The organism is Cellulosilyticum ruminicola JCM 14822, from assembly GCF_001311925.1.
Classification (GTDB): Bacteria; Bacillota; Clostridia; order Lachnospirales; family Cellulosilyticaceae; genus Cellulosilyticum; species Cellulosilyticum ruminicola.
Genome location: NZ_BBCG01000012.1, coordinates 1 through 15,468 on the forward strand (window position 1 = coordinate 1; position 15,468 = coordinate 15,468).

At 32.6% G+C, this 15,468-nt stretch carries 11 protein-coding genes; all 11 read right to left on the reverse strand.

Annotated elements, in window-relative coordinates; translation table 11 throughout:
• Positions 1–38: 38 nt before the first annotated feature.
• The gene (locus JCM14822_RS06230; protein WP_054740647.1) at positions 39–1,064 is read right to left on the reverse strand and encodes a restriction endonuclease; all 1,026 of its coding nucleotides are present in this window, start codon (positions 1,062–1,064) and stop codon (positions 39–41) included.
• A 122-nt stretch (positions 1,065–1,186) separates the two neighbouring features.
• A complete protein-coding gene (locus JCM14822_RS06235; protein ID WP_054740650.1) occupies positions 1,187–2,608 on the reverse strand; it encodes a hypothetical protein in 1,422 nt (473 codons plus the stop codon).
• An 89-nt stretch (positions 2,609–2,697) separates the two neighbouring features.
• The gene (locus JCM14822_RS06240) at positions 2,698–3,393 is read right to left on the reverse strand and encodes a stalk domain-containing protein (protein ID WP_054740652.1); all 696 of its coding nucleotides are present in this window, start codon (positions 3,391–3,393) and stop codon (positions 2,698–2,700) included.
• Positions 3,394–3,581: 188 nt separating this feature from the next.
• On the reverse strand, positions 3,582–3,878 hold the full coding sequence (locus tag JCM14822_RS06245; protein WP_054740654.1) for a hypothetical protein: 297 nt from the start codon (positions 3,876–3,878) through the stop codon (positions 3,582–3,584).
• 104 nt (positions 3,879–3,982) lie between these two features.
• Entirely contained in the window at positions 3,983–4,951 is a 969-nt protein-coding gene (locus JCM14822_RS06250; protein ID WP_054740656.1) for a Gfo/Idh/MocA family protein, read from the reverse strand.
• 64 nt (positions 4,952–5,015) lie between these two features.
• Positions 5,016–6,044, reverse strand: a complete 1,029-nt coding sequence (locus JCM14822_RS06255; protein WP_054740657.1) for a hypothetical protein — start codon at positions 6,042–6,044, stop codon at positions 5,016–5,018.
• Positions 5,951–7,192 carry a poly(ethylene terephthalate) hydrolase family protein gene (locus tag JCM14822_RS06260; protein WP_054740660.1) on the reverse strand — a complete coding sequence of 414 codons (1,242 nt, stop codon included), beginning with the start codon at positions 7,190–7,192 and terminating at the stop codon, positions 5,951–5,953. Before JCM14822_RS06260 ends, JCM14822_RS06255 begins: the two co-directional genes overlap by 94 nt.
• Before the next feature lie 165 nt (positions 7,193–7,357).
• Positions 7,358–7,849, reverse strand: coding sequence for a CYTH domain-containing protein (locus JCM14822_RS06265; RefSeq protein WP_054740661.1), 492 nt, complete (start codon positions 7,847–7,849; stop codon positions 7,358–7,360).
• Between the two features lie 132 nt (positions 7,850–7,981).
• Entirely contained in the window at positions 7,982–8,689 is a 708-nt protein-coding gene (locus JCM14822_RS06270) for an ABC transporter ATP-binding protein (RefSeq protein ID WP_054740663.1), read from the reverse strand.
• Between the two features lie 33 nt (positions 8,690–8,722).
• Positions 8,723–13,246: a non-ribosomal peptide synthetase gene (locus JCM14822_RS06275; RefSeq protein WP_054740665.1), complete on the reverse strand. Its 4,524-nt coding sequence runs from the start codon at positions 13,244–13,246 to the stop codon at positions 8,723–8,725.
• Positions 13,247–13,263: 17 nt separating this feature from the next.
• Positions 13,264–15,468, reverse strand: a complete 2,205-nt coding sequence (locus JCM14822_RS22485) for a non-ribosomal peptide synthetase (RefSeq protein ID WP_054740667.1) — start codon at positions 15,466–15,468, stop codon at positions 13,264–13,266.

The following is a 15,468-nucleotide window of genomic DNA, read 5'->3' on the forward strand; positions in this document are numbered from 1 at the left end:
AATAAAAAGTGTTGTGAACTTAAAGTTCGCAACACTTTTTATTTAGTCTCATCTACTGCTTTTTCATTCATATTTTGTTTTTTAACCCATTTGAGGGTTTGATCAAAATTTAATACTGTAATGCCATAACATTTTGCAAGTTTTCTTATTTTATGTGTAACATGACTATTGGTTACAATCATTGCATGGTCCACTTCAAAGAAAGGAATACTTGCCTTAAGGGCATCTAAATGTTTCGGCATAACTTGATTTTTTTTACCAATACATTTAATAACTATCTTTACCCCTTCTTTTTGTGCAATAATCTGAGCCCCATATACTTCAGGTTCTTTTACTTCATCCGTTTGATAACTTAAATTCTTAAGTGTTAACTTTGTCCATTCAAGCCATGCTGCCTGATACATAAACCTTGGTTCTGCCTCCAAAAAATGTTCTCTAACCCATTTGAAAGGATGACACCAAAATGCACTTATAGCCCCATCTAAGCAGCCTTCCAACATTTTGCTTGCGGCTAACATTTGTGCTTCAAGGTGGACGCCATCTACAATCGTAATATGGTTTAATCTGGCAAGCTGAAGAACCTTTTCATCTGTCATGCTCATAGGTGAAACAAGTATGCCTTTGGTAATCGTCTTATCACGGCTAATCCAGCCTACCAATTGCTGTACTGCCTCAAAATCAATGGACTTCTTATTATAACACTGCATTAAAATAACTTGTTGTTCTTTAATCAGCTTAATAGTATTAGGCTGACTGACATTTCCTTGAATTTTGGTATAATAACCTAATGTACGATAAAGCCTTTCTAATAAATACGTAAAGCTACCTTCATCTAATTTATTTAAGTCTTTTAGGGGCTGCTTGAATTCTGTATAATGATTTTCATATCCATTGTAAATACTTAAAATCATAGCAATCAAAAGCCCTAGTACTAATAGTACTTTAATCCATATGGCAAAATCAATCATATAACTTAGTATATAAATGAGTACAAGCCAGCTTATACATGTCAAAATAACACGGCCAACTACTTTTGTATGATATATCATTCTATTTTCATTCATAATATCACCCTTTTGATTATGAACAAAAAAACGTTCTTTTATACGGCTAATTTTAACATTCTTCTATAGCTTGCATAGATTTATTTAACTTACTACTTATCATTTTTATATACTTTATCCTTCTACCAACAGCTTTTTGGAATAAATCCAATAAGTGTTGGTGCTGCTGAACCATTTGGTAACATATATTCAATTGTTACTGTTTCACCTTTTCTAATTGTTCCTACTGTAACAGCTTTAGTTGTTGTTCCTGAAAATGTACCTTCTAAAGGCATATTATAAACTTCATTATTCCATTTAATAGCGCCTTTAAAAGTACCTCCTCTATTATTTAAAATAACACCTGTATCTTCTGTTGCTGTTACTTTTAAATAATAAGATACTCCAAAGTTTCCTGCATTCTCAACATAACCCATTGTACGTTGATCATAACCAACTACCCATTCACCAGAGTTTGGAATACCGATATTAAGTTTTTCAGATTCTTTTCCATCTAATACAATACTGTAGTTAAATGCAATTTTATCGTATGTTCCACTATAATGTGCCCCATCTGCTGGATAATAAGTTAATAAATCTATATCTTTTAAAGTTTGATCACCATTTAAAGCTGCAGTAATAAATGTGACTTCGCCACTAGATTCGATATCTATATGAGCTGTAATACATTGATTATTCAGCCAGTTTTTATCATATATATACTGACTTTCACCTGGTGCTAACTTAATTGTTTCAGGTGCTGAGCCTTTATAATAAGCTTCTAATGCAACTTGGCCTGCACGTAATGTATCGGCTACTGGTCCTTTAATTGCTTTATTAGAAAGTGTGACTGTAATTGGCTCTTGTGTTTCATTACGTAAAATTAATGCTAAACGCTGTGTTTTTGTTGTATCTGGAATAGCACTAATATGATGCACAAGTAAACGCCCTTTACCTTTTAATTTATCTTTATATAAGATTCCTTCACCTTTAACAACTTCTGGTGAATCACTCATAATTAATGTACCAGGTACATCTGTTTTCTCTGTAACAACAACATCTTTGTAGTTAAGATAATTGATGCCTTTAAAGTTATCAATCCAACCACCTGTTTTACCTTGTGTAAAGCGATAAGCAAGCTCACTCATCTTTTCTTCACTTGTAATATGCACACGTGTTTCTATACCTTCACTACGATTACCATAAGCATCATCTAAATATAGGGTGATAATATAATCCCCTTCAGCAAAAAGGACTTCTGGTTTGCCTAATGTAGCACGTTTTGGCTCATCACTACTGCTACGATAAGTCCATTTTCCTTCCTTAACAGTTTCCCATGTTTCATTGTCATATGTATAAACAAATTCCATTTTTTCGCCTTGGGCATAGCTTGACTTTTTAGCTGTAAGTCCTGTAATAACTGGTGCTTTATTCTCTGCAATTGTAACTGTCTCATATGTCCAATCACTCCATAAACCTCTTACATCTTGAACTTGAAGTCCAATAACATATGTCCCTGCACGTGGCTTTTTAAAGATTTTGCCGATTTCTTTATTTGTAACCATTTTATCGCCAACTACACTCCAAAGTTGATCAACGATAGCATCCCCATCTGGATCTGTGCTTGTACTTGTTACAATGACTTCTTGTCCAGCTACATATCTTGAGGAATAACAAAGCTTGCAATAGGTTTTTCATTTGGTCTTTCATCCACTACAGGTACACTGGCTTGTACCTTTTCTGTTAATGTAATAACCTTTGTAGAACTTTCAAATTCAACCTTAATCTCAAAGGCTTCACTAATAAAACGTACTGGTAATAATGTTACCCCATCTTTAATCATAGGTGTCACTTCTAATTCTACTGGCATGCCATCGACATAGGCTGTATGACTTCCTATTGTTACTTGTACCACTGTTCCATTTTTAGTAATTGTAACAGTTTGTGTCTCGCTATTCCACTCTACTTGAGCGTCAACTACTTGATTCACTACAAAGCGAAGTGGTAAAAGTGTTGTATTTTGTACCACAGTTGGTGGACTTAATAAACTTGTCTCTTCACCATTTACAGTAGCCTTTGTTGTATTAAGTATCAAGACAACTTGATTCCCCTTTTGTTCTGATGTCACTTCATTTTCTGACACAGCTGCATTTTCTGTTCCTGCTGCCGAAGTATCTGATTCTGTTTCCTGAGCTGGTGTTTGTACATTTTCTTGATTTGTTGCATCTGATATGTTCATCGCTGCTGCTATTGTTATTGGCGTTACTTCTGGGGTTTCAGCATAAAGACTTGTTTGATTAAGGATCATCCCTGTCATAAGCAAGATTATCATCCATTTACGCTTTTTCATATGCTCTCCTTACTTTTTTATATTTTTTATTCGCCATTTATTATAACATATCTACATTCATTTTTAAAATTTTACACATATATATCAATAATCTGTAATATATCCGTAATGTTCTAATTAAAAAAGAATTACCATACATCTACCTTTAAGTACATCATGGTAATTCTTTTTTTACATTTTATGTTGGATTAATAACGATAACTTTCAAGTACTGGAATAATACATGCTTCATTTTCTTGAAAGATGTCCAGTCCACTAATACGTATTTGTTTTTCAAGCTCTCTATAATCTTCTGGTAAATAGTTAATAATCTTTTTACCTTCTATTACTTTAAAAAGTAGAAATGATTCGCCATCAGCTTGTTCATATAACGTGACTTCATGAGTACTTAGTTGTTTGTCAATCATAATACTCACACGTCTCGTAGCACTTAATTTCTTACACTCCTCTGGTTCTAACCATCTTACGATTTGTCTTGAATCCATATTTATACGCCCCCTTATTGAAGTGCTTTTATACAATATATCAACAAGAGGTCATGTCCTATGACAAGTTTTTGAGAAAAGACAAGCCATTTTGCAAATTTGTCTTACTCGTTTGGATATACAACGCCCCATTTGCTTCTTAAATCGTCCATTAACTGCATCACATAAAGTGTTTCAGCATGTGGCATTGCTTCACATTCTAACTGGCTATTTTGAATTGCCTCAATGCATGCCTTTACTTCATACTCATACCCTGTAATTTGCATTGGCACTTTAATCTCTTTAATAAGTTGACGCCCTAAATCATAAATCTTAATGCTTTCACAGTTATTAATATTCTCAATAACCATATAACCTTTATCTCCTGAAATAATCCCTTGGCGATCTGTTTGCGCGAGAACTGTACTATTTAAAACAGCTATTTTACCATCTATATAAGTGATTGTGATACTATTTTGCAGATCAACCCTCTTATCTGATAAAACTGCTGTAGAAGTAATCTCTTTAATGTCTTTACCAAAATGCATTAAAGCAAAGTTAATTGGATAAAGTCCTATATCTAATAAAGACCCGCCTGCTAAACTTGGCTCTGCAATTCTTTCTTTATTCCAAATCACATAACCTAAATTAGCTGTTAATGCCGCTGGCTTTCCAATAATGCCACTGGCGATTAAATCGTCTATCATTTGACGTGAAGGCATATAACGTGTCCAAATTGCTTCTGTAATAAGGACATTTTTACTTTTCGCAAGGGCTATAATTTCCTCTGCTTCTTTCACATTTCTTGTAAATGCCTTTTCACATAAAACATGTTTACCATGTGTAATGCATAACTTTGCATGTTCATAATGTAGCGAATGTGGTGTGGCGATATATACGAGTTCCACTTCTTTATCTGCCACAAGCTCCTCATAAGATCCATAAGCTTTTGCCATATTAAATTTGTTCGCAAAACCCTCAGCACGCTGAATGTCTCTTGCAGCTACTGCATAGCACACTGCGTCCTCCATTGCACAAAGTGTTTTCGCCATAGTTTCTGCAATACGTCCTGCACCTATAATTCCTATTTTCATTTTATTTCCTCTTTCATTTAAAATGTCTTATCTATTGTAATACATTTTAAAATAAAATGCCAATTTATTCATAACCAATTTCATCAAGCGCTACAACTCCCGATTGATTTACGAAACTTATTTGTATCTCTACAATCTGCGTTAAATCAATGGCCTTATTATTAGCTTTAAACTGTTCACTTGGTATACTTACGGTTTGAAATTGATGTTTATATTCCTTTTCATTTAAAATGTATTGCAGTTTATTAAGCCTTACTAAAAAAGCTGGATAAATAGTGGCATTTTCACCTAATGAAACCTCTGCTTCCTGATTAGCCCCATCAATTACCTTAATCCTTCCTTCTAGAAGCTGTGCCTTATCTTCTTCAAATTTTTCTTGTAAATTCATAATATCAAATTGTAAAGCGCCATCCTTTATATTAAACGCTGGTGTCATAATTTTAAGTGTAGGCTTTGTAATATTCCAATGTAAATAAACTGCACTATTACTTTGTGCTGCTTCCGTAGGATACAAGCCTTCAGTCCATACATTACCACCCTCTACTTCAAGTGTGACACCCTCTAAAGTCCCTGTGACGAGACTTGTATCTTCTTCAAAGTTACATAAGGTTGTAAAGTTTGATGTCTGATAACTTTGGACATATAATGTCTCCGGCAAATACGCCCTATAACGCGCATAATCTTCTAAAAGCCCTATATGGGTTGTATCTTTTTTGAGACTACAATCTAAAAATGTTTTAATAAAAATTTCTGCAATACGTTGTTGATTTCTTTCACTAACGAAGTTTTTGACGTTAAGTACATGGGTATAAAAACCTGATTGATCATAAAGTCCCCATCTTGAATTAAATTGGCCATGGTTACATCCTGCACAATATAAGGCTGTTTTAAGATACTGGCCTTCACCTGTAAAATGAATATTCTTATACTGCTTAATACCGCTAAAATTATATAAGTCTTGGTCATTAGAACCATGTATAATAAGGTAATTTACATCTTCTAAAACAACAGATTTATTAGTGGGCTTATATTGATCAATAGTTGGTGCAATCGCAATAAGCCCTTGTATATTAAAGTTATAATCAAAATGCATGCTGCCATTATTAGGATTAACCTTTTCATGATTAAATAAATAAGCACACTAATGGCCTCGCCGCCTCTTGAATGTCCAGCTAATGCTAATTTTGTTTCATCGATTTTTTGATAAATAGGATACTTGGAGTCCTGATTATACTCTAGTACAGATGCTATATTTTCTAAAAGCAATATAGCCCTTGCATCATTTTCATTATTTAAGAAGTTACAGGCATTTTCATCTACTGATACCACCACATAACCAGAAGAAGCTAAATACTCACCTAAATAAGCATATCCCAAATAAGATTCTTCTCGATAGTCATGATTACCATGCACAATAAATAATGTTGGACAGTGATTGACTTCCTTTGGATACCATATTTGTCCTCTTAAAGGCACACAATTTAAATCATAACCTTGATATTTCTTTTTAATATATCCCATAGTCCCACTTTGACTGGCATAGGCCTTTAAATTAATAGTCTTAGAAAGCATATCTGAATCTTTAATATCATAGGTACTTGATAATACCGTATAATTCCCAGCTGCAATAGATGCTTCAAAACGCTCAACCTCACCTTGAGGTAATACCTGTAGCACCTTAGTTAAATTGAGATAAGTCTTAATATACGTATCCTCAAAACCTTGTGTCATTAAAAACCATCCACTCAGTATAATAAGACCTCCACAAACTACAATCACACCTATATTAAATTTAGTATATAACCTGCCCACTAAAAGGGACCATAAACTCTTTAAAAACAAAATAAGGATTAACCCTGCAATAATGCCTATCACCACTGCACTTATTTGGCTCATTCTAAAGGTAAAATAAGTTACACCAGTTATTACCGCACCTAAAATCATAATAACTGAAATCAATTCTTCTACGCCATTTCTCAATGACAAGGTAATAATCCATCCACCAACAAGCTGCACAGCTACACCTATTATAATGCAACCAAAAACTACGATTAAATCACCTAATCTTCCTAAACCATACTTGCTGCTCACTTTATCTGATACTATTAATGCTACTAAAATCAGTGCCAGCCAGTACATAATCTGACTAGATTTAATAAAATTTCGCGCTTTCCAAGCTTGATACCTCATAATAGCTGTACGCCATATACTTTGAAACTTCGTTTTTACTTTCTTATGCATAGCTCTTACCCCTATATTTATGAACTTATAATGCTTTAACACTTATGCTAACATTCATTTATTTTCTCACTACTTAACTGAATCTATTCATAGGTATACTGTTTAAAAATGGCCGCAAAAAACTACCTAAGCACATTTTAGTCCATGTCCTTAAGTAGCTTTTTATCATGATTTAAATGGCTGTTTTAAAATACGTGTGATATGCCAATAATTTTTCATATTATAGGACTTATCATAAGTTACTTCCTCTAAAAGATTTGGTATCTGTATACAGTCATAAACTAAAGCCTCTTCTTCACTATTAAATTCAATCTCCGCATAATAATAGTGTCCCTTAGTACCAGGATCCACTTCACAAACCTTAAGCCTTCTGTCACCTAATTGATATACACGATAATCCTTTTCAATCATCTTTTCTTGTAAGAGATCTAAAAGTTCTTCATAATGTACCTCACTTATTTCAAACTCTACTTCTTTACGTGATAAAGTCCCATCTGATTTAAAACATAATTTATAAGTTGTACAATCTCTATTCACTGTTTTACGAATACGTGCTTCAATATTGTCAGTGCAAAGATAACCTTGTGCCACCTTGGCCCTTCTAATGCACCCTTCTTCTGGAAAACCTGATACTAAAAAACGTCTTTCTATTTCCATGTGCTTTCTCCTAACATTCTATATTATATACTAATATAACATATTATAAGACATCTCCCAACCTTATTATAATAAAGTTAAAAACAGCCTCCTATGAATTTACTTTATCATAGAAGGCTGTAGTATAACTAACTATATCACATTTAAGCTTTCTTTATTAACTTCTTTATTTTGAATGCTTCCATCTTTTACATATAAAATACGTTGCCCATAATTAGCAGATTCCAGTGAATGTGTTACTTGAATAATTGTCTTTCCTTTTTCTTTATTTATTCTTTGAAAAAGTTTCATAATCTCATTTCCTGATTTTGAATCTAAGTTACCAATAGGTTCATCTGCTAAAATAATATTAGGTTCATTAATTAATGCACGTGCGATGGCAACTCTTTGCTGTTGTCCACCTGATAACTCCCTTGGCAAATGATTTTTACGTTCAGTAAGTCCTACAATTTCTAGTATCTCATCTAAATTTTTCTTATATGCACTGAGCTTTTTGCCATCTAGTAATACTGGTAACATAATATTTTCTTTTACATTTAAATTAGGAATCAAATTATAAAATTGAAATACAAATCCAATATCCTTTCTTCTCATAATGCTTTGCTGTTTATCATGCATCATTGAAATTTCCATGCCATTCACTTTGATGCTTCCCTTTGTAGGTTTATCTAAGCTTCCTAAAAGATACAGCAATGTACTCTTACCTGAACCTGATGGTCCCATGATAGAAACAAATTCTCCTTGGTTAATCTGAAAACTAATGTCCTTTATAATTTCTACCTCTTGATTTCCTAACTGAAAGGTCTTCCATAAATGTTCTACTTCAATCACTGCACCCATGTATTCTCACCCTATTCATGTATTATTTAAGCACTATTTAATATACTGATTCATATATCTGCCAATCTCTTTGGCATTTTCTTCATTTAAGATCGTCATATGACTTCCATCTATCTCATGACAAATTATATCTTGTTCTAAATATTTTTGCCAATGTTTATGGAAGTTTGCGCCGTTTTCCTTAGCTTTAAAATAAGTAAATTCTGTTTTTACAGTATTTAAAGGTTTATAACTTAATACTGCATAAGCAATAGTTCTTATGCCATTAAGCTGTCTAATAAATGTTTCTATAGACATATCTGAATCCTCTTTAAGTAACATCATCAAGTTTTCTGGTAATCTTTGCTTTAACGCTACTAGAGCTTCTTTTATTAAATATTTTTTATTTAAATATTTTAACGCTACTTGCCATGCCTCTTCAATTTCAGTTACACCACTTAGTGATTTATTAAACTCTGAATCATCTATCAATGACTTAATAAACAATTTTTCATCTTTTAGTGCATTCATTTCTTTCTTATACTGACTTGGTGCTGGGGCATCAAACATTGCACAATAACCTATTAATACTGCATCTTCCTCTAGCTGTCTTACAATCTCAAAAGCAATATTACCACCAGCGCTCCAACCAACAATATGATAAGTTCCTTGTGGTTGTACTGTTTTTATTAAACTTATATAGTGCTGTGCTAAATCTTTAACTGTCATCTCTTCAGGTCCAACACCTTTTAAGTCACGTGCACAAATTCCCCATATTGGATAATTACCTTGTAACGCTTTACAAAGTGATAAGTATCCCTCTATTGTTCCACTACCATCATGTATTACAAACAGTGCTTGAGAGTGATCTTCTCCCTGTCTTAAAAGTATAAGTTGCTTAGCATGTTGACTTACCCTATACTTTTGCTTATCTATTAACTGTCCCATCTCTCTAATAGTAGTATATCTAAATAAATCTGCAAAAGCAATTTCTACCTTAAAGACTTCCTTTATTCTAAGTAATAATTGTGTTGCTTTTAAGGAATAGCCGCCTATTTCAAAGAAATGCGCTTCTACACTAATTGGTTCTTTAATGCCTAGAATTTCTTTCCATATTCTCATTAACTCTTCTTCTATTTCATTACTTGGCATAATACAAATACTATTTACGCTAATAGCATTTCTTGGGTCAGGCAATACTTTAACGTCAATTTTACCATTTGTAGTCATTGGTAAATCTTCTACTTGAACAAAGTATGTTGGAATCATATATTCTGGTAAAAATCTTCCTAAATACGTTCTTAATTCATTAATTTCTATGGATTCTTGTGCTTCATAATATGCACAAATAACATGTTCATCATGTGCTAATATTTTCTCCACAACAATGCCGCATTGAATACCTTCATATTTAAGAAGTTGATTCTCTATTTCTTGTAATTCAATACGATAACCTCTGATTTTAACCTGATGATCGATACGTCCTAAAAATTCAATATTACCATCTGGTAACCACTGACCTAAATCTCCTGTCTTATACAGTAATTCTTCCTTACACCAAGGTGCTTGTATAAATTGACTTGCAGTTAATTCTTCCTTATTGACATAGCCCTGTGCTAATCCTACACCACTTATACAAATTTCTCCATGTACGCCTATTGGCAATAATTGATTATTCTTATCTACAATATAAACCTTTGTATTCGCAATAGGTTGTCCTATTGGTAGTTTCTTATCTAATCGCTCTTTCGCCCTCCACATTGTTGCACATATAGTTGATTCAGTTGGTCCATAGGCATTAATATAAGTTACATTTTGTTGCCATTTTGAAACTAATTCCATATTTGTTGCAGAACCTGCTGTAATCAGCATACGTAATGTAGGTAAATTTTCTACCTGAAGCTGTGCTAAATATGTTGGGGGTAATGTTGCAACAGTTACATGATGCTGTGTTAAGTATGTTTCAAATTGACGACTATTTCCTATAACTTCTTTAGGTACAATACATAAAGTAGCACCTAGATGTAATGCCATGAAAATCTCCCAAATAGACGCATCAAAAGAATTACTTGCAAATTGTAAAATACAGTCTTCCCTTCTTATATGTAATGTATTTTTAAATACAGCTTGTAGATTCGCTATTCCTTTATGTCTTACTTTAACCCCTTTAGGTTTACCTGTAGAGCCTGATGTGTAAATAATATAAGCTAAATCTTCAGGTGTATTGATACATGGTAAATTTTCTACCCTCTTCGTATCTACATGGTCTAAATTAATCTTCACACCCTTGAAATCTAATTCATGTGCATATACTTTATCAATTAATAATATTTGTGTCTGACTATCTGCTAACATATAATTAATTCTTTCGCTAGGATATGTTGGATCAATTGGTAAGTAAACGCCACCAGCCTTTAAGATTGCTAAAACACCTATCATCATTTCACAAGAACGTTGCATCATGACACCCACAACAGTATCTTTTACAACGCCTATTTCTCTTAAATATTGTGCGACACTATTAGCCTTTTCATTCAGTTCTTTATAGGTTAGCTGTTTATCATATAAACTCACTGCAACTTGGCTACTAGATTCATCTACTTGATTTTCAAATAATTGCGTGATTGTTTGATGTGTGTCATAAGGCATACTTGTATTATTTAACTTCGTTAGAATTTCCTGTTTTTCTCTATCTGTCATAAGCTCTAATTGATCTATTGGACACTCTAAATTACAGCTAATTTGCTCTAATAACTTGATATAATGTTGTACCAATTTATACATTGATTCTTCTTTAAAGAGCTTTGTGCTATACTCTAATTTAAAACTAATTTTTCCTTCAATTTCTTCTGCTATTAAAGTTAAGTCAAATTTAGCAACATCATTCTCTACATTAACAGGTTCAATATCTATTTGACTTTCTATATTAGCGCCATCTGTATTTTGCATAACAAACATCACATCAAATAATGCATTACGACTTAAATCTCTTTGGACATTTAAATCTTCTACTAACATTTCAAATGGATAATCTTGATGTTCTATTGCATTTAAAGAATTTTCCTTAACACTTGCTAAAAATTCTCCAAATGGCAGTTTGCCATCTATATAGTTTCTAATAGGCAGTGTACTTACAAACATACCCATAACATCTTGTAAACTTGTTCTACTTCTACCTGCAGAAGGAATACCTACAATAATATCATTTTGACTCGTGTATTTATAAAGTAATACATTATACGCCGCCATAAGAAGCATATATAATGTTGTTTTTGTATGATAAGTTAATTCACTAAGATGTTTGGTGAGTATTTCATCAATACTAAAGTCTATACTTGCCCCTGCAAATGACTTCATTGTTTGTCTTGGATAATCTGTTGGTAAATTTAATACTGGCAACTCGCCTTTAAATTGTTCTAACCAATAAGCTTTTTGTTCTAGCATATAACCACTTTCAAATAATTTATTATGCCATACTGCAAAGTCTCTATATTGAATTTCATGTGCTTGTAAGGCTATACCTTCATAAAGTGACATGAGCTGCTTAATAAAAATTCCTTCTGATATACCATCAGATATAATATGATGCTTATCCCAAATTAAAAACCATTTATCTTGCTGTATTTTAACTAGCTTAATTCTCATAATTGGTCCATTTATTAAATCAAATGGTTTTATAAAGTCTTTCATATATGCTTTATAATTCAGTTGCTGCTTATTATATAATACTGAAACATCCTCAATTTCTATTGGCAAGTCATATGTTTCCTCCGTATGTACTTGTTGCATTAAATTACCATCATTCATAGCAAATGTTGTTCTTAAAATTTCATGATGTAGCATTAAATCTTTAATAGCCTTTTTAAAACGTTCAACATCTAATTCTTGCTTAATTAAATAAGCTGATGGCATATTATAACTTGTATTTTCTAAATTCATTTGTTGTAACATGAACATACGACGTTGTACAAATGATACTGGATATAGACCTTGTGCATTGATAGCTGGTGTAATTTCTAGCGTTTCATCTTCTTTTTGACACTTCATAATCAATTCAGCTTGTCCTTTTATTGTTGTCACCTTGAAGAAATCAATTAATCTTAAATTAACATTAAATGTTTCTTGTATCTTACTTAATAATAATGTAGCTTTTAATGAATGTCCGCCAATTTCAAAGAACTCATCTGAAGTACCAATTTCACTAAATCCTAATACTTGTTGCCATATTTCTAGTAACTGTTCTTCTAATTGATTTGCTGGCGCTGTATATGGCTTTCTATTAACCGTATTGACATTTGGTTTTGGTAATGCCTTTCTATCTACCTTACCATTAACCGTTAATGGTAAAGCTTCTAAGAAGATATAATAGGTAGGCAACATGTACTCTGGTAAGCTACTTCTTAGTGCTTCTTTTATTTCAGCTGTATTATGTGATTTATTACTTACAATATAAGCTACCAATTCTGCTTCGCCCATATTATTTTGTATATTACATACGGCTGCTTCCTTCACCCACTCTAAATGATTAATTTGGCCTTCTATCTCGCCTAACTCAATACGATATCCTCTTATCTTCACTTGATCATCTATTCTACCTAAAATTCTATTTGGCCATCAGGAAGCCATCTTCCCAAATCTCCTGTCCTATAAACCATTTGCTCTGCTTGAATTGGATGTTTTACGAACTTCTCTTTAGTCAATTGTGGCCTATTTAAATATCCCTTAGCGACACCTACGCCGCCTATTACGATTTCACCCACAATACCTACTGGCAATAAATTATGCCATTCATCCATAATATATATTTCTGTATTGGCAATAGGTTTTCCAATAGGCACTCTGTTGTCTTCTCTTAGCTTGGCCTGCCAGCTTGTTGCACAAATTGTAGTTTCTGTAGGACCATATGCATTGATATACTTCACATATGGCATCCAACGTTTTACTAACTCTAAATTAGTTGCTGATCCAGCCGTAATAACCATTCTAAGAGATTTTAAATGTTCTGGATTTAAGTAGGTTAAGTAAGCGGGTGGCAATGTTGCTACTGTTACTTGCTGCATTGTTAAATATGTTTCAAACAGACTACTATCACTTATTGTCATTGTATCAATAAGGCATAATGTAGCCCCTACTTCTAATGCCATAAAGATTTCCCAAACAGATGCATCAAATGAACTACTTGCAAATTGTAAAATACAATCTTTATCATTGATGCCTAATGTCATTTCAAAGTATGTTTTTAAGTTTACAACACCTCTGTGAGATAACATAACCCCTTTAGGTTGTCCTGTTGAACCAGATGTATAAATCACATAAGCCAGGTTATCTATATTCCTTGTCAAACATATATTTTCTTTTTGACCTTGTATTTCCTGAGAAACATGAATCACTTCGCCACTAAAATACTCTATACCTAAATCGTCTTGATTTGTTATAAGGATTTTCACCTTACTGTCTTTTAATATATAATCCTTTCTAGCTTGTGGGTAACTTGGGTCTATTGGTAAATAAGCTGCACCTGCTTTTAGTATACCTAATATACCAATAATCATTTCTGGAGATCTATTCATTAACATCCCCACAATTGTATTTTCTCCTACTGCTTTATCCCTTAATATTGCTGCAAGTCCATTTGCCTTCTCATTAAGCATTTCATAGGTCATTGACATTTCATGATACTTAAGTGCAATACGTTTTGGTCCGTTTACTACTTGCTGCTCGAATAATTCACATATTGTTTTTTCTGATTCATATGCTATCTTTGTTTGATTAAATACACATGCCACTTCATTTTCTTGCGTCGTATCCATTAATTTTAACTTGCTCATATGCATCATAGGATTCGTAATAACTTGCATTAATATATTGAGGTAATGCTTCATAAACTGTTTAATTGTTTGAGCTTTAAATAAGCTTATACGATATTCTATATTTAATACTAATTCATTTTCTACGACCTCTGCTAATAAAGTCATATCAAACTTAGATACCTTATTTTTAGCCTCTAAGCTACTAATTTCTAGCCCTTCTATTTCTGCTGTACCTTTATCTGTGTTTTGCATAACAAACATCACGTCAAATAATGGATTTCTACTTAAATCTCTCGTAATATGAAGTCCTTCTATTAATTCTTCAAATGGATATTCTTGATAACTAATATCTTGTAAAATATTTGTTTTTACCTCTTGCAAAAATTCTACAAACTGTTTATCACAATTTACCCTTTGTCTTAGTGCAATAGTATTTACAAATAAACCAACTGTATCTTGAATAGCTTCTTGTAATCTACCAGCTACTGGTGTACCTACAATAATGTCATTTTGCCTTGTATACTTAGAAAGCACAATATCATATACAGCCATTAAAAGCATATATAATGTGACATCATTATGTTTTATGAACTCTTCTATTTTAATAAAATCTCTTTTTGGAATTGTAAAGCTTATACAATCACCATTAAAATCTATAATAGATGGTCTCATATAATCCGTTGGTAAATTATAACTATTTAATTCTCCTGCAAATTTATTAAGCCAATACTCTTTTTGTATAAGTTTATTTGCAGCTGGTAATTGATTTTGCCATACTGCAAAATCCTTATATTGTAACCTTACTGGTTCAAGCACTTTATCATTATATAATTTGACTAGTTCATTCATTAATATGCCTTCTGAAACCCCATCTGATATGATATGATGCTTATCCCATAGCAATATATATTCTTGTGCTGCAAGTTTTACTATTTTCACATGCATTAAAGATGGTTTTTCTAAATCAAAAGGCTTAATAAACGCTGCCAT

Coding starts and splice junctions, on each gene's coding strand:
- JCM14822_RS06230 (WP_054740647.1), bottom strand. CDS start 1,064: ATGAATGAAAATAGAATGATATATCATACAAAAGTAGTTGGCCGTGTT.
- JCM14822_RS06235 (WP_054740650.1), bottom strand. CDS start 2,608: ATGGTTACAAATAAAGAAATCGGCAAAATCTTTAAAAAGCCACGTGCA.
- JCM14822_RS06240 (WP_054740652.1), bottom strand. CDS start 3,393: ATGAAAAAGCGTAAATGGATGATAATCTTGCTTATGACAGGGATGATC.
- JCM14822_RS06245 (WP_054740654.1), bottom strand. CDS start 3,878: ATGGATTCAAGACAAATCGTAAGATGGTTAGAACCAGAGGAGTGTAAG.
- JCM14822_RS06250 (WP_054740656.1), bottom strand. CDS start 4,951: ATGAAAATAGGAATTATAGGTGCAGGACGTATTGCAGAAACTATGGCG.
- JCM14822_RS06255 (WP_054740657.1), bottom strand. CDS start 6,044: ATGCATTTTGATTATAACTTTAATATACAAGGGCTTATTGCGATTGCA.
- JCM14822_RS06260 (WP_054740660.1), bottom strand. CDS start 7,192: ATGCATAAGAAAGTAAAAACGAAGTTTCAAAGTATATGGCGTACAGCT.
- JCM14822_RS06265 (WP_054740661.1), bottom strand. CDS start 7,849: ATGGAAATAGAAAGACGTTTTTTAGTATCAGGTTTTCCAGAAGAAGGG.
- JCM14822_RS06270 (WP_054740663.1), bottom strand. CDS start 8,689: ATGGGTGCAGTGATTGAAGTAGAACATTTATGGAAGACCTTTCAGTTA.
- JCM14822_RS22485 (WP_054740667.1), bottom strand. CDS start 15,468: ATGGCAGCGTTTATTAAGCCTTTTGATTTAGAAAAACCATCTTTAATG.